This window comes from Pseudomonas sp. 01L34 (genome assembly GCF_056400265.1).
The window spans coordinates 57,380-79,624 of the sequence record NZ_JBFTSX010000013.1 but is presented as its reverse complement, the minus strand read 5'-3'; the positions used below and the strand labels follow the sequence as shown (position 1 = coordinate 79,624).

Below are 22,245 nucleotides of genomic sequence, written 5' to 3'. Positions count from 1 at the left end.
CGTTGTCGATGACGTAGGTGTCGTCGCCGCTGCCGCCGCTGAGGGTGTCGGCGCCGGCGCCGCCATCCAGCCAGTCATTGCCGGCCCCGCCTTGCAGGGTGTTGTTGTAGGCGTTGCCGAGCAGGGTGTTGTTCAGGTCGTTACCGATCACGGTGAAGGCACCGAGGCCGGTGACGGTGACATCTTCGACGTTCTGCAGGTTGCTTTGGCTGAGATCGACGGTGCTGCTGGCCAGGGTCGAGGTGTAGCTGATGTTCAGCAGGTCACGGCCCTGGTCGGCGGTTTCCTGCAGCAGTGCCAGTTCGCCGGCCTGGTCGAGGATATAGGTGTCGTCGCCGGCGGCGCCGATCAGCGTATCCAGCCCCGCGCCACCGTTGAGCACGTTGTTGCCGCTGTTGCCGGTCAGCACGTTGTTCAGGGCATTGCCGACGCCGTTGAGGTTGTCGCTGCCGGTCAGGGTGAGGTTTTCCAGGTTGGCGCCCAGGGTCCAGCTCACCGAGGCGCGCACGGTGTCGATATCCCACAGCGAGAGGCCGGTCTCAATGACCACGTCCTTGAGGTTGTCGACGATGTAGGTGTCGCTGCCGCGGTCGTCGATCATGACGTCGGCGCCAAGTCCTCCGTCCAGGGTGTTGTCGCCGTAGTTACCGACGATGCGGTTATTCAGGGCATTACCGGTAGCATTCAGGTCGTTGAAGTCGATAAGGGTCAGGTTCTCGACGTTGCTGCCCAGGGTGTAGCTGATCGACGACAGCACCGTGTCGATTTCGCTCAGCGAGGTACCGCGTTCGATCACTGTGTCGCCGACGTTATCGACGTAGTAGGTGTCGTTACCGGCACCGCCGTCGAGGGTGTCGGCCCCGCCCCGGCCGTCGAGGATATTGGCGGCGGCGTTGCCGGTCAGACGGTTGTCGAGCTTGTTGCCCGTGAGGCTCAGCGCTGCAGAACCGAGCAGCACAGCGTCTTCGACGTTGTCTTCCAAATAGTAACTTACTGCCGTCTGGATCAGGTCGTGGCCTTCGTCAGCCAGTTCAGTGACTTGTACACCGTTGTTGTAGATGACATAGGTGTCATCGCCACTGCCGCCAATGAGCTTGTCGGCGCCGGCCCAACCATCCAGCCAGTCGTTGCCGGCCCCGCCTAGCAGGGTGTTGTCGTAGGCGTTGCCTATCAGGATGTTGTTCAGGTCGTTGCCGATCACGGTGAAGTTGCCGAGGCCGGTGACGGTGACATCTTCGACGTTCTGCAGGTTGCTTTGACTGAGGTCGACGGTGCTGCTGGCCAGGGTCGAGGCGTAGGCAATGTTCAGCAGGTCATGGCCCTGGTCGACGGTTTCCTGCAGCAGCGCCAGTTCACCGGCCTGGTCGAGGATATAGGTGTCGTCGCCGGCGCCGCCGATCAGCGTGTCCAGCCCCGCGCCACCGTTGAGCACGTTGTTGCCGCTGTTGCCGGTCAGCACGTTGTTCAGGGCGTTGCCGACACCGGTGAGGTTGTCGCTGCCAGTGAGGGTGAGGTTTTCCAGGTTGGCGCCCAGGGTCCAGCTCACCGAGGCGCGTACGGTGTCGATTTCGCTCGCCAGGGTACTGGTCTCGGTGACCACGTCCTTGAGGTTGTCGACGACGTAGGTGTCATTGCCGAAGCCGCCAATCATCACGTCGGCGCCGCTTCCGCCCTCCAGCACGTTGTTGCCGCTGTTGCCGGTCAGCACGTTGTTCAGGGCGTTGCCGGTGGCGTCGAGCTGGTCGCTGCCGGTGAGGGTCAGGTTCTCGAGGTTGCTGCCCAGGGTGTAGCTGATCGACGACAGCACCGTGTCGATTTCGCTCAGCGAGGTGCTGGTTTCCACCACCACGTCATCAGCGTTATCCACAACGTAAACGTCGTTGCCTGCACCGCCAATCATGACGTCTTGGCCGGCACCACCATCGAGAACGTTACCCAGCGCATTGCCGATAAGCTCATCGTTAAAAGCCGAACCGGTGGCATTTTCGATTTTGGCGCCAAAGGCGATCGCCAGCCCGTCATTGACCAGTTGCAGGTTCGGGATGTCGACGAATGCCTTGCCGATGTTGCTGAACTCACCCTCATTCAGGTTCAGTCTGACAGCCGCCTGCTGGTTGCTGGCATCGATCGTATCGTTTCCGCCGGCATCCCAGATGGTTTCGAATACTGATTGGTCGGGTGCCCAGCGATAGACGTTGTCACCGGTTTGCCAAAGCATGTTGGCGCCGTAAATTTTCTGGATAGCGAGAATATCCAGCAGCATCGGTGTCGTCGGCTGATAGGAGTACGCATTGTTGTAGCTCATGATCGTGTAATGCGTATCATCGAGCAGAGGCGAGATCAGCGTACTGTTGGATTGGCTCGACTCGAATGGATGTTTGAGGCCGAGGGCATGACCGATTTCATGCACGAACGTCATGAAGTCGTAAGTGCCTTTGACGGGGGTAGGGTTGTTCGTATCCGGGCTGATCCATACATCTCCGGCCAGCGGTGTCCGGTCGGGGAAGTAGGCCCAGGCAGCGGCGTCGTCGTCCATGTCCCAATAGCCGCCGAATCGCAAGTCGCCCACAGTGTTGATGTTGTCACTGACCAGAGTGAACTTGACGTTAGCCACGGCGCTCCAGGCGCCAAGCGCACCGGTCACGGCGTTTTGTTGAGCCGATGTCAGAGCGAAGCTGTTCAGGAATTCATTTTTTAAGCTGTATTTGGCAGAGAAATACGATTGGCCGGGGGTGACGAAACTATAGGTCAGCCTTGTCGCGAAGATGTCTGCGCCGAAGTCAGGGCTCAGCCAGGAGGTGCCATAGATCAGGCTGTCGACTTGTTGGTTACCGGTTAGAACAGATGGCTTTGTTAAAATGTAACCAAGAGGAGACGACATTCTAAATATCCTGAGAAGGCTGCGACCGTCCTGTATGTGGCCGCTACAAGGACGCGATTTTGCACCAGAGTCAGCGTCAATTGATATTACATGGCCACTATTTTTTTAATAATGGCGTCAAAAAACTGGCCAGTAAATCTGTGTCGACGTGCGCCAGTGAGTCTTGAGGAATGCGCGCTGGTATCCTGTTCGAAATCGACTTATCAGGGCCTCCCGTGAACGCTCCGACCCCCACCCTCATCCGCGAAACCTTCCCCGTCGGCCCTTTGCAGTGCAACTGCACAATCATCGGCGACCCCATCACTAAAAAAGCCATCGTCGTCGACCCAGGCGGCAATCACGAGCTGATCCTGGCGCGGCTCGACGCCCTGGGCCTGAAGGTGGTCAGCATCATTCACACCCACGCACACCTCGATCACTTCCTCGCCTCCGGTCAGTTGAAGGAGAAAACCGGCGCGACCCTGCACCTGCATAAAGAAGATCAATTTCTCTGGGACAACCTGGAGATGCAGTGCCAGATGTTCGGTGTGCCTTACACCCCGGTGCCATCGCCGGATCGCTGGTTGGCCGATGATGAAGAGTTGGCGTGCGGGTGTGGCGTGGCGTTGCACACGCCGGGTCATACGCCGGGTTCCATGAGCTTTTGGTTTTCAGAGGCTAAGCTGCTGATTGCCGGTGACACGCTGTTCAAGCGTGGGGTAGGGCGCACGGATTTGTGGGGTGGTGATCAGGCAACACTCGTGCGATCGATCAAGCAGCGGTTGTATACCCTCGACGAAGAGGCAACCGTGGTGGCCGGGCATGGCCCGGACACCTGTCTGGGCGATGAAATGCGCGGTAACCCCTTTGTAAGAGCTTGAAGGGCTCTGACGGAATTTTTGTCATTGCCAGTGATCCAACGCCCGCAAAGGTTCATTGCTTAAGTCCGTTGCACCACAGAATGCAAAAAAGTAGGAGCTCCTCCATGTTCACCTCGCGTCGTTTGATCGTTGTCGCTACTGCAGTGGCTCTGTTGTCCGGTTGTGCATCGCCGAACCCTTATGACAACCAGGGTCAGGCCGATGGCAGCTCCACGGGCATGAGCAATACCGCCAAATACGGTGGCCTCGGCGCCCTGGCCGGTGCGCTGGCCGGTGCTGCCATCAGTCACGATAACCGTGGCAAGGGCGCGCTGATTGGCGCCGCCGTGGTGGGTGCTTCTGCTGCCGGTTACGGTTACTACGCCGACCAGCAAGAGAAAAAGCTGCGCGCCAGCATGGCCAACACCGGGGTTGAGGTGCAGCGCCAGGGCGATCAGATCAAGCTGATCATGCCGGGCAACATCACGTTCGCCACCGATTCGGCGAACATTGCCTCAAGCTTCTACCAGCCGCTGAACAACCTGGCGGGCTCGCTCAAGGAGTTCAACCAGAACCAGATCGAGATCGTCGGCTACACCGACAGCACCGGCAGCCGCCAGCACAACATGGACCTGTCCCAGCGTCGCGCCCAGAGCGTGGCGACTTACCTGACCTCACAGGGTGTCAGCGGCGCCAATCTGTCGGCACGTGGTGCCGGGCCGGATAACCCGATTGCCAGCAACGGTGATGCCAATGGCCGGGCACAGAACCGCCGCGTCGAGGTCAACCTGAAGGCGATTCCGGGCCAGCAATACGGCGGCCAGCAACAGCAAGGCACTGTCCAGCAGTACCCATGAGAGGCTGACCTCTCCCTGAAATGAAAATGCCCGATCCTTAAAGGATCGGGCATTTTTTTGTGTCGCTTGTTCAGGCGATGAAAAATTCAGAATAAAAAAGCCCTCGGACAATCACTCGTCCGAGGGCTTTTTGTGTCGCGCGAAACCTGATTACTTCTTCAGGCCGTAATGCTCATCGAGCATGCCCGGCGCGTTCGGGGCTTTGGGAGCGTAATCGCGAGGCGGTTCCTGATCGCGCGGTGGCGTCAGGCGTTCCCGTGGAGCCTGCACCGCGTCAGCGTGCAGGGCAGCCAGCAAGCGTTGGCGAGTCTGCTCGTCCAGGGCCAGACGGTTGGCACCCTCGGCGAGATGATCCTGCACTTCCTGATAGCTCTGAGTCAGTTTCTTGACCAGGGATGCAGTGCTGTTGAAGTGGGTGACCACTTCGTTCTGATACTTGTCAAAACGTTCCTGAATATCATCCAGCTGACGTTGCGTGCTGCTCGGAGCGGCATTCGGCACCAGGCGAGCGATCAGGAATCCAATGGCGACACCCACAACCAGGGCAAGAGTCGGCAACAACCAAACTAAGAGCGAGTGTTCCACGAGTCCTTCCTCTATAAACGGCTTTGCTTTACGTTAACGGCTCGAACCTGCGCTGTATACCGCGATTCACTCGCAATAGATTGGCACAGACAATTTGCTAGACGAGTCGACCCGATTCGAGGTCACGGAGTTCCTTCCTTGCTTATGCGCGAAACCCCTGTAGTGATTGATGGCCCGGTGGGTCAGTTGGAAGCCCTGTATCTGGAAAACATGAGCCCGGACAATGAGCAGCCCCGCGGCCTGGCGCTGATCTGCCATCCGAACCCGGTGCAGGGCGGCACGATGCTCAACAAAGTCGTCTCGACCCTGCAGCGCACCGCGCGGGACGCCGGTTTGATTACCTTGCGTTTCAACTACCGTGGCGTTGGCGCCAGTGAAGGCTCGCACGACATGGGCTCCGGCGAAGTCGACGATGCCCAGGCGGCGGCCGAGTGGCTGCGGGCCAAACATCCTGAATTACCTTTGACCCTGTTCGGCTTCTCCTTCGGCGGTTTTGTTGCAGCCAGTCTCGGCGGACGGCTGGAGGCCAAGGGTGAGCAGATCAAGCATCTGTTCATGGTCGCGCCTGCGGTCATGCGTCTGGGCGATCAGGATCAACTGCCGCACCAAGGTACATTGACCGTGATCCAGCCGGAAACCGACGAAGTGATCGATCCGCAACTCGTTTACGATTGGTCCGACGCACTCGATCGCCCCCATGAGCTGCTGAAAGTGGCAGAATGCGGACACTTTTTTCATGGCAAGCTGACCGATCTCAAGGATCTGATCCTGCCGCGTCTTTCGAATTGATTGCAGTCTGACAAGCGATTACCCATGACGACTCGTACCCGTATCCTCACCGGCATCACCACCACCGGCACGCCGCACCTGGGCAATTACGCGGGGGCTATCCGCCCGGCGATTCTTGCCAGCCGCGATAGCAATGCCGATTCGTTCTACTTCCTGGCCGACTACCACGCCCTGATCAAATGCGATGACCCGCTGCGCATCCAGCGCTCGCGTCTGGAAATCGCCGCGACCTGGCTGGCCGGTGGCCTGGACGTGGACCGGGTGACGTTCTATCGCCAGTCCGACATCCCGGAAATCCCGGAGCTGACCTGGCTGCTGACCTGCGTGGCCGCCAAGGGCTTGCTCAACCGCGCCCACGCCTACAAGGCGTCGGTGGACAAGAACGTCGAGAATGGCGAAGACCCGGATGCGGGCATCACCATGGGTCTGTACAGCTACCCGGTGCTGATGGCCGCGGACATCCTGATGTTCAACGCCCACAAGGTGCCGGTCGGTCGTGACCAGATCCAGCACGTGGAAATGGCCCGTGACATCGGCCAGCGCTTCAACCACTTGTTCGGCCAGGGCAAGGAGTTCTTCACCATGCCCGAAGCGCTGATCGAGGAAAGCGTCGCCACGCTGCCAGGCCTCGACGGTCGCAAGATGTCGAAGAGCTACGACAACACCATTCCGTTGTTCAGCAGCGCCAAAGAGATGAAAGACGCGATTTCGCGGATCGTGACCGACTCCCGTGCCCCGGGCGAAGCCAAAGATCCGGACAACTCGCACCTGTTCACCTTGTTCCAGGCTTTCGCTACACCGGCACAAGCCGACGAGTTCCGCAGCGAATTGCTCCAGGGCCTGGGTTGGGGCGAGGCGAAGAATCGCCTGTTCCAGTTGCTGGACAACGAGTTGGGCGAGTCCCGCGAGCGTTATCACCAACTGATCGAGCGTCCGGCGGATCTGGAAGACATCCTGCAACACGGCGCGAAAAAGGCGCGTGCAGTGGCCACGCCGTTCCTCAACGAGTTGCGTGAAGCGGTCGGCCTGCGTTCTTTCGTCGCCCAGACTCAAGTCGCTGCCACCACCAAGAAGAAAGCCGCGAAAGCCGCGCGCTTCGTCAGCTTCCGTGAAGACGATGGCAGTTTCCGCTTCCGTCTGCTGGCGGCCGATGGCGAGCAGCTGCTGCTGTCGCGCCACTTCGCCGATGGCAAAACCGCAGGTCAGGTGACCAAACAACTGCAATCCGGCCAGCCATTGGACGTGCGCAGTGAAGACCTGAACTTCAGCGTCTGGCTGGAAGGCGAGTGCGTGGCCGACAGCCCGGCCTTCGCCGACAGTGCTGCTCGCGATGCTGCCATCGGCGCATTGCGGGTTGCACTGACACCGGTTCAGGAATAAACAACGGTTCGGTCCGACCAAGGGCCGATTGCCATTCCCATGGGCCGTCGCTACAGTGACGGCCCGTTTTTGTTGCCTTGCTAACGAATTATGACGCCCCTAGAACGATACCAAGCTGATCTGAAACGCCCGGAATTCTTCCACGATGCTGCGCAGGAAACGGCAGTGCGTCATTTGCAGCGCCTGTACGACGATCTGGTCGCGGCTTCGCAGAACAAACCGGGCCTGCTCGGCAAACTGTTTGGCAAGAAGGACCAGGCGCCGGTCAAGGGCCTGTACTTCTGGGGGGGCGTGGGTCGCGGCAAGACTTACCTGGTCGACACCTTCTTCGAAGCGCTGCCGTTCAAGGAAAAGACCCGCACTCACTTCCACCGCTTCATGAAGCGCGTGCACGAAGAGATGAAGACTCTGGGCGGCGAGAAAAACCCGCTGACGATCATCGCCAAGCGCTTTTCCGACGAAACGCGAGTGATCTGTTTCGATGAATTCTTCGTCTCCGACATCACCGACGCCATGATCCTTGGCACGCTGATGGAAGAACTGTTCAAGAACGGCGTGACCCTGGTCGCGACCTCGAACATCGTGCCGGACGGTCTGTACAAGGACGGCCTGCAACGTGCGCGCTTCTTGCCGGCCATTGCGCTGATCAAGCAGAACACCGAAATCGTCAACGTCGACAGCGGCGTCGATTACCGTCTGCGTCACCTCGAGCAAGCGGAGCTGTTCCACTTCCCGCTGGACGAAGCCGCCCAGGAAAGCCTGCGCAAGAGTTTCCGGGCCCTGACGCCGGAATGCACGGCTGCCGTCGAGAACGACGTGCTGATGATCGAGAACCGTGAAATCCGCGCCGTGCGCACTTGCGATGACGTGGCCTGGTTCGACTTCCGCGAACTGTGCGACGGCCCGCGCAGCCAGAACGACTACATCGAACTGGGCAAGATCTTCCATGCCGTGTTGCTCAGCGGCGTCGAGCAGATGAGCGTCACCACCGACGACATCGCCCGACGTTTTATCAACATGGTCGACGAGTTCTACGACCGTAACGTGAAGCTGATCATCTCCGCCGAAGTCGAGCTTAAAGACCTCTACACCGGCGGTCGCCTGACCTTCGAGTTCCAGCGCACGCTTAGCCGCTTGCTGGAAATGCAGTCTCACGAATTCCTGTCCCGGGCGCACAAGCCGTAGGACATTTCGGAAAATAAAAAGGGCCTGCATTGCAGGCCCTTTTTTATGCGCGCTGAAGAGCCAATCTGGATTGGTGTCCAGCCCTTAAGCTGCTTGTTGAAACTGCTGCCGATACTGATTCGGCGACAACTCCGTATGCTGGCGGAACAGCCGGGCGAAGAAGCTCGCATCGTCGTATCCGACTTCATAGCTGATGGTCTTGATGCTCTTGCGGCTGCCGGACAACAAGCCCTTGGCGGTCTCGATGCGCAGGCGTTGCAGGTAATGCAGCGGTTTATCGCCGGTCGCGGTCTGGAAGCGTCGCATGAAGTTGCGGATGCTCATGCCGTGTTCGCGGGCCACGTCTTCGAAGCGGAATTTATCGGCGAAGTGTTCTTCGAGCCAATGCTGGATCTGCAGGATGATCACATCCTGGTGCAGTTTCTGCCCGCCGAAACCGATCCGCCCCGGCGCATAGCTGCGTTGTACTTCGTAGAGAATGTCGCGAGCCACAGCCTGGGCCACGTTGGCACCGCAAAAGCGCTCGATCAGGTAAATGTAGAGGTCGCAGGCCGAGGTGGTGCCGCCGGCGCAATACAGGTTGTCGGCGTCGGTCAGGTGTTTGTCCTGGTTGAGGTGAACCTGAGGGAAGCGCTCGGCGAAAGCATTGAAGAAGCGCCAGTACGTGGTCGCTTCCTTACCGTTGAGCAGTCCGGCTTCGGCGAGCCAGAACACCCCCGTGGCCTCGCCACACAGCACTGCCCCGCGGGCGTGTTGTTCGCGCAGCCACGGCAGGACCTGTGGATAACGTTTGCAGAGCGTGTCGAAATCGTCCCAGAAGGCGGGGAGGATGATGACGTCGGCATTTTCCAGGCCGCCGTCCACCGGCATGATCACGTCGCTGAAGCTGTTCACCGGTTTGCCGTCGGGGCTGACCAGCCGGGTTTCGAACGCCGGTGTCAGGCCGTGGCCCAGTTGTTTGCCATAGCGCAGGCTGGCCAGATGGAAGAAATCCTTGGCTTGCATGAGGGTGGAAGCGAAAACCCGGTCGATAGCCAGGATGCTGACGCGCCGCAAGGGCTTGGAGGCTTGGTTAGACATAATTCAACTTTATTCTTATAGGGGAAAGTGGTCACCAGACGGCTGGATCGTCTTATTTTTTGTCGGATGTGTCCAGTGTCCTGTATCGGAAGCGAGGCTTAGTCTCTGAAGATCAATTCCGTCTGACAATAACGACAGGTGACGCATGATCCCCAGAACCTTGTTCAGCCCCGAGCACGAACTTTTTCGCGACAGCGTGCGAACGTTCCTCGAAAAAGAGGCCGTGCCGTTCCATGGGCAATGGGAGAAACAAGGCTATATCGACCGCAATCTCTGGAACAAGGCGGGGGAGGCGGGGATGCTCTGTTCGCATCTGCCGGAAGAATACGGCGGGCTGGGGGCAGACTTTCTCTATAGCGCAGTGGTGATCGAGGAGGTCGGTCGTCTGGGGCTGACCGGGATCGGATTTTCTCTTCATTCGGACATTGTTGCGCCTTATATCCTGCATTACGGCAGTGAGGCGCTGAAACACAAATACCTGCCCAAGCTGGTGTCTGGCGAGATGGTCACTGCGATCGCCATGACCGAGCCGGGTGCTGGCTCCGACCTGCAGGGGGTGAAGACTACCGCGGTGCTGGAGGGCGACGAATACGTGATCAACGGTTCGAAGACTTTCATCACCAACGGATTTCTGGCTGACCTGGTGATCGTCGTGGCCAAGACTGATCCGAAAGCGGGGGCGAAGGGCACCAGTCTGTTCCTGGTGGAGGCCAACACGCCGGGTTTCGCCAAGGGCAAGCGCCTGGAAAAGGTCGGCATGAAGGCTCAAGACACCTCGGAGCTGTTCTTCCAGGACGTTCGGGTGCCCAAGGAAAACCTGTTGGGCCAAGCGGGGATGGGCTTCGCTTACCTGATGCAGGAATTACCGCAGGAGCGCTTGACGGTCGCGGTGGGAGGCTTGGCGTCAGCCGAAGCGGCGTTGCAGTGGACGCTGGATTACACCCGTGAGCGCAAGGCTTTCGGCAAGGCCATCGCCGACTTCCAGAACACCCGCTTCAAGCTCGCTGAAATGGCGACCGAGATCCAGATCGGCCGGGTTTTCGTCGATCGCTGCCTGGAACTGCATCTGCAAGGCAAGCTCGACGTGCCGACGGCGGCGATGGCCAAGTACTGGGGCACCGACCTGCAATGCAAGGTGCTCGACGAATGCGTGCAGTTGCATGGCGGTTACGGATTCATGTGGGAATACCCGATCGCCCGGGCATGGGCGGATGCGCGGGTGCAGCGGATTTATGCCGGGACCAATGAAATCATGAAGGAGATTATTGCGCGGTCGCTGTAATGCAGCGTGATCGTTCCCATGCTCTGCGTGGGAATGCCGCCATGGACGCTCTGCGTCCGCTTCGGAAGTGACGCGGAGCGTCACGGGATGCATTCCCACGCAGAGCGTGGGAACGATCGTCGACGTAAGTTACGGTGCCGGATTCGGCTGATCCTGGTGTATCGCCTCAATGCCTGCCAGCACTTCATCCGACAGCTTCAAATCGACGCTGGCAATGTTGCTGTCCAGTTGCTCAAGCGTGGTGGCGCCAATGATGTTGCTGGTTACGAACGGTTGCTGCGTGACGAACGCCAGTGCCATCTGCGCCGGGTCCAGGCCGTGTTCACGAGCCAGTGCCACGTAACGGCTGCACGCTGCTTCCGACTGCGGGTTGAAATAGCGGCTGAAGCGGCTGTAGAGGCTCAGGCGACCTTTGGGCGGACGCGCGCCACCTTCGTACTTGCCCGACAGAAAGCCGAACGCCAGTGGCGAGTAGGCCAGCAAGCCACATTGTTCGCGGATGGCAATTTCCGCCAGGCCGACTTCGAAGCTGCGATTGAGCAGGTTGTAGGGGTTCTGGATGGATACCGCGCGGGGCCAGCCACGGGCTTCGGCGAGGGCAAGGAAGCGCATGGTGCCCCACGGGGTTTCGTTGGACAGGCCGATGTGGCGGATCTTGCCAGCCTTGACCTGTTCGTCCAGCGCTTCGAGGGTGTCCTCCAGTGGCGTCAGATTGGCTTCGATCTTGTGTTTGTAACCGAGCTGGCCAAAGAAATTGGTACTGCGTTCCGGCCAGTGCAGTTGATAGAGGTCGATGTAATCGGTCTGCAAGCGCTTGAGGCTGGCGTCCACGGCTTCGCTGATGTGTTGGCGGTTGTGCCGCAGGTTTTTGTCACGAATGTAGTCGATGGTGTTGCCGGGGCCGGCGATCTTGCTCGCCAGGATCCAGTCGGCGCGATCGCCGCGACTTTTGAAGTAGTTGCCGATGTAGCGCTCGGTGGTGGCGTAGGTGTCGGCCTTGGGCGGCACCGGGTACATCTCGGCGGTGTCGATGAAATTGATCCCGGCGCCCTTGGCGCGTTCGATCTGGGCGAAGGCTTCAGCCTCACTGTTTTGCTCGCCCCAGGTCATGGTGCCGAGGCAGATGGCGCTCACGTTCAGATCGGTACGGCCTAGCTGGCGATAGTCCATCGGGTGCTCCTTGGGCAAAACAATAATAAAAGCAGGTTGAAATATTTTTCGCAATCTGCATAATTGCGCACCTCTTTCTGCAGTGGAAGTGATGCGCCGCCGCCGAAGAATCTTGCCGTTGAACGGACGCGCCGACCCGAGCCCCCGAAAGCGTCTGTATCCGGCTGCCTTTGACTTGTCAAAGTACGCACTATTCAGTAAGATCCGCCGTCTAATTTACAGGGCGGCCCCTGAGGCTATAAAGAATGAAAACTTTTACTGCTAAACCGGAAACAGTAAAGCGCGACTGGTTTGTCGTCGACGCTGCTGGTCAGACCCTGGGTCGTCTGGCCACTGAAATCGCGAGCCGTCTGCGTGGCAAGCACAAGGCTGAGTACACTCCTCACGTTGACACCGGCGACTACATCGTCGTAATCAACGCTGAGCAAGTACGTGTTACTGGCGCTAAAACCACTGACAAAATGTACTACTCCCACTCCGGTTTCCCGGGCGGCATCAAGTCGATCAACTTCGAAAAGCTGATCGCTAAAGCCCCTGAGCGCGTGATCGAGACCGCGGTCAAAGGCATGCTGCCTAAGAACCCGCTGGGTCGCGACATGTATCGTAAGCTGAAAGTCTATGCGGGCGCTGCTCACCCTCATACTGCTCAGCAGCCCCAAGAACTGAAGTTTTAACGGAATAGTTCATTATGTCGGCGACTCAAAATTACGGCACTGGCCGTCGCAAGACTGCAACCGCACGCGTTTTCCTGCGTCCGGGCACTGGTAACATCTCCATCAACAACCGTTCGCTGGATAATTTCTTCGGCCGCGAAACTGCCCGCATGGTAGTTCGTCAGCCGCTGGAATTGACTGAGACTGTCGAGAAGTTCGACATCTACGTCACCGTGATCGGCGGTGGTGTAAGTGGTCAAGCTGGCGCAATCCGCCACGGTATCACTCGCGCTCTGATGGACTACGACGAAACTCTGCGCTCTGCTCTGCGCAAAGCTGGCTTCGTAACCCGCGATGCACGTGAAGTTGAACGTAAGAAAGTCGGTCTGCGTAAAGCGCGTAAGCGTCCGCAGTACTCGAAGCGTTAATTCGCTTTCACGTTCAAAAAAGAACGCCCAGTTTCCTTGCGAAGCTGGGCGTTTTTTTATGGGCGCTATTTATCAACGAATTGCGCTGTGACAACTTGCCACATCCGCAGAGGCCCTATACTACAAGGCTTGGCAGTGGAGCCCTTCGGTAATTACCTTGTCAGAATTGGGGCTTTTCATTACCATTCGGCAAAATTTTTATAAGTTCAGATTTTTACTTAGTAGACGCCTGATTTAACAGGCCACAAAGCTGATGGGAGAGGACTGAATGAGCAATGACGGCGTGAATGCAGGCCGGCGTCGCTTCTTGGTAGCAGCCACATCCGTGGTGGGTGCTGCAGGAGCGGTGGGGGCTGCGGTCCCGTTCGTGGGGTCATGGTTTCCCAGTGCCAAGGCGAAAGCCGCAGGTGCACCGGTGAAAGTGAATGTCAGCAAAATCGAGCCAGGCCAGCAAATGATTGCTGAGTGGCGCGGCCAGCCGGTGTTCATCGTCCGCCGTACCGAGGAAATCCTGGGGAATCTGAAAAAGATTGAGGGCCAGCTGTCTGACCCCGCCTCCAAGAACTCGACGCAACCGACCTATGTCGACCCGCAGACGCGTTCGATCAAGCCAGAAGTCCTGCTGCTGATCGGTATCTGCACTCACCTGGGGTGCTCGCCGACCTTCCGTCCAGAAGTGGCACCTGCCGATCTGGGCAAGGATTGGGTCGGGGGCTACTTCTGCCCTTGCCACGGTTCCCACTACGATTTGGCTGGCCGCGTCTACAAGTCGCAACCCGCGCCTTTGAACCTGCCAGTTCCCCCGCATTCCTATGAGACCGATGACATTATTGTCGTTGGCGTCGATACGGAGAAAGCGTGATGAGCAAGTTCATGGATTGGGTTGATGCGCGCTTCCCCGCGACCAAAATGTGGGAAGACCATCTCAGCAAGTATTACGCCCCGAAGAACTTCAACTTCTTCTATTTCTTTGGCTCCCTGGCGCTGCTCGTTCTGGTCAACCAGATCGTTACCGGTGTCTGGCTGACCATGAGCTATACCCCGTCGGCGGAAGAAGCATTCGCTTCCGTCGAATACATCATGCGCGACGTCGAGTACGGCTCGATCCTGCGTCTGCTGCACTCCACTGGCGCTTCGGCGTTCTTCATCGTGGTTTATCTGCACATGTTCCGTGGCCTGCTCTACGGTTCGTACCAGAAGCCGCGTGAGCTGGTGTGGGTGTTCGGCATGCTGATCTACCTGGCGCTGATGGCTGAAGCCTTCATGGGTTACCTGCTGCCGTGGGGCCAGATGTCCTACTGGGGCGCCCAGGTGATCATCTCGCTGTTCGGTGCGATCCCGGTCATCGGAAACGACCTGACCCAGTGGATCCGTGGTGACTACCTGATTTCCGGTATTACCCTGAACCGTTTCTTCGCCTTGCATGTGGTTGCCTTGCCGATCGTGATCCTTGGCCTGGTGGTGCTGCACATTCTGGCGTTGCACGAAGTGGGTTCGAACAACCCGGACGGCGTGGACATCAAGAAACACAAAGACGAAAACGGCGTACCGCTGGACGGCATTGCTTTCCATCCGTACTACACCGTGAAAGATATCGTCGGCGTGGTGGTGTTCCTGTTCATCTTCTGTGCGATCGTGTTCTTCTTCCCGGAAATGGGCGGCTACTTCCTCGAGAAGCCGAACTTTGAAGTGGCGAACGCCTTCAAGACCCCTGAGCACATCGCTCCGGTCTGGTACTTCACGCCGTTCTACGCGATTCTGCGGGCAGTTCCGGACAAGCTCCTGGGTGTTGTTGCCATGGGTGCTTCGATTGCCTTGCTGTTCGTCCTGCCCTGGCTTGACCGTAGCCCGGTCAAGTCCATGCGCTACAAGGGCTGGCTGAGCAAGATCTGGCTCTGGGTATTCTGCATCTCCTTCGTGATTCTTGGCTGGCTGGGCGTCATGGCGCCTACCCCGGAACGTACGTTGCTGTCGCAGGTTTGTACCTTCCTGTACTTCGCCTACTTCATTCTGATGCCGTTCTACACCAGGCTCGAGAAGACCAAACCGGTTCCGGAAAGGGTGACTGGCTGATGAAAAAACTATTTGCTGTACTGATTCTTGCTGCTCTGCCAGCACTGTCCTTCGCGGCCGAACACGGCGGCCCAGAGCTGGAAAAAGTCGACATCGACGTTTCCGACAAGGCTGCCATGCAGGATGGCGCACGTACGTTCGCCAACTATTGCATGGGCTGCCACAGTGCCAAGTTCCAGCGCTACGAGCGTGTCGCCGATGACCTGGGCATTCCTCACGAGCTGATGCTCGAGAAGCTGGTGTTCACTGGCGCCAAGATCGGCGACCACATGAGCATCGGCATGCAGCCGGCTGACGCCAAGACCTGGTTTGGTGCGGCGCCACCCGACCTGACACTGGTGGCTCGCGTTCGTGGCACGGATTGGCTCTATGGCTACCTGCGTTCGTTCTATGAAGACCCGTCGCGTCCATGGGGCGTGAACAACAAGGTGTTCCCGAACGTCGGCATGCCTAACGTTCTGGTCGGCTTGCAGGGTCGCCAGGTGGTAGGCTGTAAACAGGTTCAAGTCGTCGATGACGGCAAGAAGCAGTTCGATCCGCTGACCGGCACCGCTTTGACTCATGAAGCCTGCGATCAACTGACCGTATTGCCGAAAACCGGCACGCTGACCGAAGAGCAGTTCAACGAGAAGGTCAAGAATCTGGTGACCTTCCTGGCCTACTCGGCCAACCCGGTGAAGCTGCAGCATCAGCGCATCGGTACCTATGTGTTGCTGTACCTGGCGTTCTTCTTCGTATTCGCTTACTTGCTCAAGCGTGAATACTGGAAAGACGTCCATTGATAACGTTGTAAGCCATTGCTGTTAATCGCACGCGCCCAGGGGCGTCTCTGAAGGTGTAACGAGTCTGGTGATCCAGGCGTTACGGGAGGCGCCCTCTGGGCGCGCGTGTTTTTCCGTTTTCGATAATTTCAACAAGCGAGGAGGACCGCCATGGGCGTGACCAATCGGTTGGCCTGTTACTCCGACCCCGCCGACCACTATTCCCACCGAGTGCGCATCGTACTCGCAGAGAAGGGTGTCAGCGCCGAGATCATTTACGTGGAGGCTGGTCGTCAGCCGCCTAAACTGATTGAAGTGAACCCTTACGGAAGCCTGCCCACCCTGGTCGATCGTGACTTGGCGTTGTGGGAGTCGACCGTGGTGATGGAATATCTGGATGAGCGTTACCCGCATCCGCCACTACTGCCGGTTTATCCTGTGGCGCGTGCCAACAGTCGCCTGCTGATTCATCGCATTCAGCGTGATTGGTGTGGCCTGGTGGATCTGATTCTGGATTCGCGGACCAAGGAAGCAGCTCGCGTGGTGGCTCGTAAAGAGCTGCGCGAAAGCCTGACAGGCGTGTCGCCGCTATTCGCCGACAAGCCGTTTTTCCTCAGTGAGGAACAAAGTCTGGTGGATTGCTGCCTACTACCAATACTCTGGCGATTGCCGATTTTGGGTATAGAACTGCCGCGGCCTGCCAAGCCGCTGCTTGATTACATGGAGCGCCAGTTTGCGCGTGAGGCTTTCCAGGCGAGTCTGTCTGGTGTCGAACGCGATATGCGCTAAGGCTTAAGGAGCCGCTATGAACTCCAGTCGACCTTATCTGGTCCGCGCGCTCTACGAGTGGATTGTGGACAACGATTGCACCCCGCACATGCTGGTCAATTCCGAGTATCCGTCGGTACAGGTGCCTCAGGGTTTTGCCAGTGACGGGCAGATTGTCCTGAACGTATCCCCGGCAGCCGTGCGTCATTTGCACATGGATAACGAGGCGGTCAGTTTCGAAGGGCGCTTCGGTGGCGTGCCGCACACCCTGTACGTGCCTATCGCGTCGATCCTGGGCATTTACGCTCGGGAGAACGGCCAGGGCATGGTGTTCGATATGGAATCGCCGCTAGAGGACGAGGAAGACATTGAGCCGGATGATGATGTTCCGCCACCCGACAGCGAGCCACCGCGTCCCAGTGGTCGACCCAGTTTGAAGGTGGTGAAGTAATAAAAAAGGCGATCCGCAAGGATCGCCTTTTTTATTACTGTAGGAGCCAGGCTTGCCGGCGAAGGCGATCTCAAGGATGCCATCGCGTAAGCAAGTATCAGTCGATGTACTCAAACAGCTTCACAATCTTCTGCACGCCAGAAACGCCTTGCACCAGATTGGTCGCCTGCGCCGCTTCCTGCTTGGTCAGCAGGCCGAGCAGATAAACGATGCCGTTCTCGGTCACAACCTTGATGCGCGAGCCCGGGATGGAGGGGTCGGTGAGCATCTGAGTCTTGATCTTGGTGGTCAGCCAGGTGTCGTTCTGGCGTGCCAGCAGCGAGGAGGGCTGCAGCACTTGCAGTTCGTTATGCACCTTCTTCACGCGCTGAACGGAGGCGGCGACCTGTTCGGCCTTGGCCTTGAGGTCGGCGCGCGGGGTTTGCCCGGCGAGCAACACAACACCGTTGAAGCTGGTTACGACGATGTGGGAATCGTTGTCCAGGGCCGGATCGGCCTTGGCGATGTTCACGCCGACCTTGGTGTCGATCAGAGAATCGTCGATCTTGCTGCCGAAGGTGCGCGTACCGCGGTCATCTTCGATCGGCGCTTCACGGCTGGCGTTAACCACTGATGTGCAGCCGCTGATGCCGAGGCACAGGGTCAAGGCCAGAAGGCTTAGGCGATTAGGGGTCATTCTTCACTCCCGAACAGTTGGCTGTCGATCAGATCGCAAAGGCAATGGATCGCCAGCAGGTGGACTTCCTGAATACGTGCAGTGACATTGGCCGGTACGCGAATCTCGACGTCTTCAGGCAATAGCAGCGATGCCATGCCGCCGCCATCGCGCCCCGTCAATGCTACGACAATCATTTCGCGATCATGTGCGGCCTGGATCGCTTGAATAATGTTCGCCGAGTTGCCGCTGGTGGAAATCGCCAGCAATACGTCGCCCGGCTGGCCGAGGGCGCGGATCTGTTTGGAGAAGATTTCGTTGTAGCTGTAATCGTTGGCAATCGAGGTGATCGTCGAGCTGTCGGTGGTCAGCGCAATGGCTGGCAGGCTCGGACGTTCACGCTCGAAGCGATTGAGCAGCTCGGACGAAAAGTGCTGTGCATCGCCGGCGGAGCCACCGTTGCCGCACGAAAGCATTTTGCCCTCGTTGAGCAGGGCGTTGACCATCACCTGGCTGGCTTGCTCGATGTGCGGTGCAAGTACGTCCATCGCCATTTGCTTGGTGTCGATACTGGCCTGAAAAAGCTGGCGAATTCGGGATTGCATGTCCATCTGTGTGACCTTAATTAGCGCGGCTACTTGGCACATGAATGTGCAGCCCGCAAAGCAAAGAGCAAAAGTGTTGGGTGTAGGTGTCCGGTTCGGGGCGCAAGCGATCAGCAGTCGAAGGCATTTTGCATCCAGTTCAACTGATCGAGGCTGCTGTCGATGGCAACCACGTCGAAGCGGCAGGGGGAATCGGCCCAACGCGACTCGCGCTGAAGAAAATACTGCGCGGCGAAAATCAGTTTCTGCCGTTTGCGCTCATCGATGCTATCGAGCGCGCCACCCCATTGGGTGTTTTTTCTGTAGCGGACTTCGACGAATACTACTGTATCGCCATCAAGCATGACCAGATCAAGCTCGCCGCGTTTACATAACCAGTTCTGCGCCAGCAGGCGCAGACCTTGTTGCTGAAGATGCTCGAGCGCATGGCGCTCGGCATCCTTACCGCTTTGCTGGCGTGACCTGTCGGGCATCAGTGCGAGGTGTCCGGCAGGCGTTGAACCTGACCGTTGACGAACTCTGCCCATGGCAACTGACGCACGACCCGTTGATTCTGAGTCATGCCCAGGCTGCCCGATTGACCTTCGATGCGGCTGTCCGGCAAGGCCTTGAGTTGCCCCAGGCGTGGTGCCAGGCGATAGGCGTCAACGCCCATCGCGTATAGACGGCCCAGGCTGCCAGCGGCTTGTGGCCATTGTGCGGTGACCTGTTTGCGCAGCGGGTCGTTGGCATCCAGCAGCCATGGGGTTTCGCAGAAGCGAATACCGTTCATGTCGTTGTACTGGTTCTGGTCGCCGCTGGCGCTGAATACGTGGGAGGTGGCGTAAACCGGCACGTCACCCGCGTACTGGAAGTTCAGGGTCGGTTTGATCTGTTGAGCCTGTTGTGGCGTCGCGGCCAGGAAGATGAACTCGATGTCCTGACGACGCGAAGGCTGGGCGGCTACCTGCGAGCCAACGGTGTTTTGCAGGCTCTTGGCGCGGCCTTCGCTCTGGCGCAGCTGGAACATGTCGGCAATTTGCTGGGCCAGTTGCACCGGTTGGTCGACGCGCTCGGTCGCGACAATGCTGCCGCCGTTGGCTTGCCAATCCTGGCTGAATGCTCTGAGTACGCGGTCACCCCATTCGCCTTTCGGCACCATGATGGCGGCGCGATGCAGGCCATCGGCGCGCGCACGACGGGATACTTCGCGGGCTTCGTCTTCAGCGGCAAGGCCGAATTGGAACAGCTGGGCCGGACCTTGTTCGCCTTCGCTGTAGTTCAGCGCCAGGGTGGTGATTGGCAGTTGCGGGCGAGCGCTGAGCTGTTTGACCAGCGGCTTTTCCAGCGGGCCGACCACCAATTGCACGCCGTCGGCCTGGGCCTTGCGATAGAACTCGTCGAGGGAGGTCAGGCGCGAGCTGTCATAGAACTCGATGGCTGGCGGCTTCTGCCCGGCTTGTTGCGCCTGGTAGTGTGCGGCCATGAAGCCTTCACGCAATGCTTTGCCAACCGAGGCCAGCGGGCCGTCTTGCGGCAGCAGCAGGGCAATCTTGCTCAGGGGCTGGCTGGCCAGATCCTTGAGTTTGGTCAATGGCAGCGGCAACTGGATGGCGGCCGGGTGCTTTGGATTGTTCGCGCGCCAGTTGTCGATCGCGGCTTGCTGCTGTTCCAGGGTGCCGGCTGTTTTCACTGCCCGGGCCAGGCTCAACCAGCCGCCGAGGTCGTCGTCGGTGGTCGGCTGCAATTGATCGGTCGGCAGTGAAGCGATCAGGGTCCAGATCGCTTCGTGGTTTTTGCTCGCAGCTTGATCGCTCAGCATGGGGGCGATGAAAATGCGCTCCCGTGCGGCGGCCAGGGTCTGGCCGTCGGCCTCAAGGGCGCGGGCATGGACGGTGCCGGTGCGAACCTGTTGTTCGGCTGGCAGTTCGCTCAGGCGTTGCAGGCTCGGATGGCTCAGGGCCGTCAGCGCCGCTTTGGGCTGATTGCGCACCATGGCCAATTCAGCCGCCAGGGTGCTGGCGAAGACCTGTTGGCCAGGCTTGAGTTGTTCCATCGGTACTTGTTGCAGAATTTGCGCGGATTGGCCGGCATTGCCCTGACGATAAGCCAGGTCTGCCGCGCTCAAGCGCAGCAAGGCTGCCTTGTCCGGCGTTTTACTTTGAGTGGCCTGTTCGAGCAGTTGCTCGACACTGGCATCCGGGGTCCGTGGAAGTTCGCCAAGGCTGGAGGAGGGCGAGCTGGCGCAAGCCACCAGCAAGGCAGCGAGGCAGAGGGCAGAGAACAGCCGCAGGCAAGCGATCATGTAAGTGTTCCTGATACTCGATCAAATAAGCGTGGAATTGTACCCAAGCGCTGGCCGGGGCGCGATGTTACTGGCGTGAATCGATCAATTTAGCTCATGCAAATGTTGCGACACTGCACAAAAGGCTGGAAAACCGAGGGTTGCTTGCAGGTATCGCGAATGTCGCTACGCGCTACAATGGCGGCTTTTACCGATCATGAGGTGTGCGCTTTGACTGCTCCAGGTGCTTTGAATTCCGCTGCTGGCTCGCTTTATGTGGTGGCGACGCCCATCGGCAACCTGGACGACATCAGTGCGCGTGCGCTGAAGATCCTGCGCGAGGTTTCGTTGATTGCTGCCGAAGACACTCGCCATTCCCAGCGATTGATGCAGCACTTCGGTATCCCCACGCCGCTGGCGGCCTGCCATGAACACAACGAGAGGGATGAAGGCAGTCGCTTTATCACTCGCTTGCTCGCTGGCGACGATGTGGCATTGATCTCCGATGCCGGGACACCGCTGATTTCCGATCCGGGTTATCACCTGGTGCGTCAGGCCCGTGCCGCAGGGATCAATGTGGTGCCGGTTCCGGGGGCCTGTGCATTGATTGCGGCGCTCTCGGCGGCGGGGTTGCCATCGGACCGTTTCATCTTCGAAGGGTTTCTACCGGCCAAGGCTGTCGGCCGACGCGCTCGCCTGGAACTGATAAAAGAAGAGCCGCGCACGCTGATTTTTTATGAGGCTCCACACCGCATCCTTGAATGCCTGCAAGACATGGAGCTGGTATTCGGCGCCGATCGTCCGGCATTGCTGGCGCGCGAGTTGACCAAGACCTTCGAAACCCTTAAAGGCTTGCCGCTGGCCGAGCTGCGCGAGTTCGTCGAATCGGACAGCAACCAGCAGCGCGGCGAGTGCGTAGTGCTGGTCGCTGGCTGGTCTGCTCCCGAGACTGAGGACGCTGTCAGCAGCGAAGCCATGCGTATTCTCAATCTGCTGCTTGAAGAAATGCCGCTCAAGCGTGCGGCGGCATTGGCGGCGCAAATTACTGGCGAGCGCAAGAATGTGCTCTATCAGGTTGCGCTGGATAAGCAGAAGGGCGAGTAAAAAAGCGACGCGCAGCGCCGGCCAGAGGCTTTTAGAGCTTGTTCTTCGACCGCTCTGCCGTTAATCTTCGCGGCGGAGAGTCGATCGGACAGTCGCTGCCCTCTATGAAAATTAGGGGGGGGAGGAAAGTCCGGGCTCCATAGGGCGAAGTGCCAGGTAATGCCTGGGAGGCGTGAGCCTACGGAAAGTGCCACAGAAAATAACCGCCTAAGCGCTTCGGCGCCGGTAAGGGTGAAAAGGTGCGGTAAGAGCGCACCGCACGTCTGGCAACAGTTCGTGGCTAGGTAAACCCCACTTGGAGCAAGACCAAATAGGGTCCCAAGGCGTGGCCCGCGCTGGGACCGGGTAGGTTGCTAAAGATGTCCAGTGATGGCCATCGTAGACGAATGACTGTTCAAGACAGAACCCGGCTTACAGATCGACTCTCCACCTTTTT

22 protein-coding genes and 1 other RNA gene are annotated in these 22,245 nt (G+C 58.7%); 15 read left to right on the top strand and 8 right to left on the bottom strand.

Going from position 1 to position 22,245, the window contains the following annotated elements:
* The coding region (locus tag AC1DQM_RS29355) for a M10 family metallopeptidase C-terminal domain-containing protein (RefSeq protein WP_477747221.1) at nt 1-2,881 on the bottom strand (2,881 nt) is incomplete at its 3' end.
* 215 nt (nt 2,882-3,096) lie between these two features.
* On the opposite strand from AC1DQM_RS29355, the gene AC1DQM_RS29350 reads away from it, so the two are divergent.
* Nucleotides 3,097-3,741 (top strand): MBL fold metallo-hydrolase, encoded by a 645-nt coding sequence (locus AC1DQM_RS29350; RefSeq protein ID WP_245846303.1) that lies wholly within the window; start codon nt 3,097-3,099, stop codon nt 3,739-3,741.
* A 104-nt stretch (nt 3,742-3,845) separates the two neighbouring features.
* The gene (locus AC1DQM_RS29345; protein ID WP_064616197.1) at nt 3,846-4,577 is read left to right on the top strand and encodes a YiaD family glycine zipper/OmpA-like lipoprotein; all 732 of its coding nucleotides are present in this window, start codon (nt 3,846-3,848) and stop codon (nt 4,575-4,577) included.
* A 150-nt stretch (nt 4,578-4,727) separates the two neighbouring features.
* Here the strand turns inward: AC1DQM_RS29345 and AC1DQM_RS29340 are convergent, their stop codons facing one another.
* Entirely contained in the window at nt 4,728-5,162 is a 435-nt protein-coding gene (locus AC1DQM_RS29340; protein WP_018930114.1) for a Z-ring associated ZapG family protein, read from the bottom strand.
* Between the two features lie 144 nt (nt 5,163-5,306).
* Between AC1DQM_RS29340 and AC1DQM_RS29335 the strand changes: the two genes are divergently transcribed.
* The 3 genes from AC1DQM_RS29335 (at nt 5,307) to zapE (ending at nt 8,516) form a co-directional block, all read left to right on the top strand.
* A complete protein-coding gene (locus AC1DQM_RS29335; RefSeq protein ID WP_086946161.1) occupies nt 5,307-5,951 on the top strand; it encodes an alpha/beta hydrolase in 645 nt (214 codons plus the stop codon).
* A 24-nt stretch (nt 5,952-5,975) separates the two neighbouring features.
* Nucleotides 5,976-7,331, top strand: coding sequence for a tryptophan--tRNA ligase (locus AC1DQM_RS29330; protein ID WP_111455294.1), 1,356 nt, complete (start codon nt 5,976-5,978; stop codon nt 7,329-7,331).
* 90 nt (nt 7,332-7,421) lie between these two features.
* Entirely contained in the window at nt 7,422-8,516 is a 1,095-nt protein-coding gene (gene zapE, locus AC1DQM_RS29325; protein ID WP_019582361.1) for a cell division protein ZapE, read from the top strand.
* A gap of 84 nt (nt 8,517-8,600) precedes the next feature.
* Here zapE and AC1DQM_RS29320 read toward each other — a convergent pair whose 3' ends face one another.
* Nucleotides 8,601-9,497 carry a GlxA family transcriptional regulator gene (locus AC1DQM_RS29320; protein ID WP_172901249.1) on the bottom strand — a complete coding sequence of 299 codons (897 nt, stop codon included), beginning with the start codon at nt 9,495-9,497 and terminating at the stop codon, nt 8,601-8,603.
* A 244-nt stretch (nt 9,498-9,741) separates the two neighbouring features.
* Between AC1DQM_RS29320 and AC1DQM_RS29315 the strand changes: the two genes are divergently transcribed.
* Nucleotides 9,742-10,878 (top strand): acyl-CoA dehydrogenase family protein, encoded by a 1,137-nt coding sequence (locus tag AC1DQM_RS29315; RefSeq protein WP_018930117.1) that lies wholly within the window; start codon nt 9,742-9,744, stop codon nt 10,876-10,878.
* Nucleotides 10,879-11,007: 129 nt separating this feature from the next.
* On the opposite strand, the gene AC1DQM_RS29310 is transcribed toward AC1DQM_RS29315, so the two are convergent.
* Nucleotides 11,008-12,048: an NADP(H)-dependent aldo-keto reductase gene (locus tag AC1DQM_RS29310; RefSeq protein WP_064616200.1), complete on the bottom strand. Its 1,041-nt coding sequence runs from the start codon at nt 12,046-12,048 to the stop codon at nt 11,008-11,010.
* A 245-nt stretch (nt 12,049-12,293) separates the two neighbouring features.
* Here AC1DQM_RS29310 and rplM point away from each other — a divergent pair, with 245 nt between their 5' ends.
* From rplM to AC1DQM_RS29275, 7 genes are all read left to right on the top strand, one after another.
* A complete protein-coding gene (gene rplM / locus AC1DQM_RS29305; RefSeq protein ID WP_007939824.1) occupies nt 12,294-12,722 on the top strand; it encodes a 50S ribosomal protein L13 in 429 nt (142 codons plus the stop codon).
* Between the two features lie 14 nt (nt 12,723-12,736).
* Complete coding sequence (rpsI, locus tag AC1DQM_RS29300; protein WP_003228056.1) at nt 12,737-13,129, top strand: 30S ribosomal protein S9; 393 nt, start codon at nt 12,737-12,739, stop codon at nt 13,127-13,129.
* A 268-nt stretch (nt 13,130-13,397) separates the two neighbouring features.
* Nucleotides 13,398-13,991, top strand: coding sequence for a ubiquinol-cytochrome c reductase iron-sulfur subunit (gene petA, locus AC1DQM_RS29295; RefSeq protein WP_007939825.1), 594 nt, complete (start codon nt 13,398-13,400; stop codon nt 13,989-13,991).
* Nucleotides 13,991-15,202 carry a cytochrome b gene (locus AC1DQM_RS29290; RefSeq protein ID WP_018930119.1) on the top strand — a complete coding sequence of 404 codons (1,212 nt, stop codon included), beginning with the start codon at nt 13,991-13,993 and terminating at the stop codon, nt 15,200-15,202. The genes petA and AC1DQM_RS29290 overlap by 1 nt, the downstream gene beginning before the upstream one ends.
* On the top strand, nt 15,202-15,984 hold the full coding sequence (locus AC1DQM_RS29285; protein ID WP_018930120.1) for a cytochrome c1: 783 nt from the start codon (nt 15,202-15,204) through the stop codon (nt 15,982-15,984). Before AC1DQM_RS29290 ends, AC1DQM_RS29285 begins: the two co-directional genes overlap by 1 nt.
* Nucleotides 15,985-16,134: 150 nt before the next feature.
* Nucleotides 16,135-16,752, top strand: a complete 618-nt coding sequence (locus tag AC1DQM_RS29280) for a glutathione S-transferase N-terminal domain-containing protein (RefSeq protein WP_007939828.1) — start codon at nt 16,135-16,137, stop codon at nt 16,750-16,752.
* Nucleotides 16,753-16,768: 16 nt separating this feature from the next.
* Complete coding sequence (locus tag AC1DQM_RS29275) at nt 16,769-17,182, top strand: ClpXP protease specificity-enhancing factor (protein WP_018930121.1); 414 nt, start codon at nt 16,769-16,771, stop codon at nt 17,180-17,182.
* A 97-nt stretch (nt 17,183-17,279) separates the two neighbouring features.
* Here the strand turns inward: AC1DQM_RS29275 and AC1DQM_RS29270 are convergent, their stop codons facing one another.
* From AC1DQM_RS29270 to AC1DQM_RS29255, 4 genes are all read right to left on the bottom strand, one after another.
* A complete protein-coding gene (locus AC1DQM_RS29270; RefSeq protein WP_018930122.1) occupies nt 17,280-17,858 on the bottom strand; it encodes a BON domain-containing protein in 579 nt (192 codons plus the stop codon).
* A complete protein-coding gene (locus AC1DQM_RS29265) occupies nt 17,855-18,448 on the bottom strand; it encodes a phosphoheptose isomerase (RefSeq protein WP_008025961.1) in 594 nt (197 codons plus the stop codon). The genes AC1DQM_RS29270 and AC1DQM_RS29265 overlap by 4 nt, the downstream gene beginning before the upstream one ends.
* 104 nt (nt 18,449-18,552) lie before the next feature.
* Nucleotides 18,553-18,915 (bottom strand): YraN family protein, encoded by a 363-nt coding sequence (locus AC1DQM_RS29260; protein WP_111455297.1) that lies wholly within the window; start codon nt 18,913-18,915, stop codon nt 18,553-18,555.
* Nucleotides 18,915-20,726: a penicillin-binding protein activator gene (locus AC1DQM_RS29255; protein WP_477747220.1), complete on the bottom strand. Its 1,812-nt coding sequence runs from the start codon at nt 20,724-20,726 to the stop codon at nt 18,915-18,917. Before AC1DQM_RS29255 ends, AC1DQM_RS29260 begins: the two co-directional genes overlap by 1 nt.
* Before the next feature lie 177 nt (nt 20,727-20,903).
* Between AC1DQM_RS29255 and rsmI the strand changes: the two genes are divergently transcribed.
* Both rsmI and rnpB read left to right on the top strand, forming a co-directional pair.
* Complete coding sequence (gene rsmI / locus AC1DQM_RS29250) at nt 20,904-21,809, top strand: 16S rRNA (cytidine(1402)-2'-O)-methyltransferase (RefSeq protein ID WP_018930125.1); 906 nt, start codon at nt 20,904-20,906, stop codon at nt 21,807-21,809.
* Between the two features lie 76 nt (nt 21,810-21,885).
* Nucleotides 21,886-22,239: RNase P RNA component class A (gene rnpB, locus AC1DQM_RS29245), an RNA gene on the top strand.
* Nucleotides 22,240-22,245: the final 6 nt, after the last annotated feature.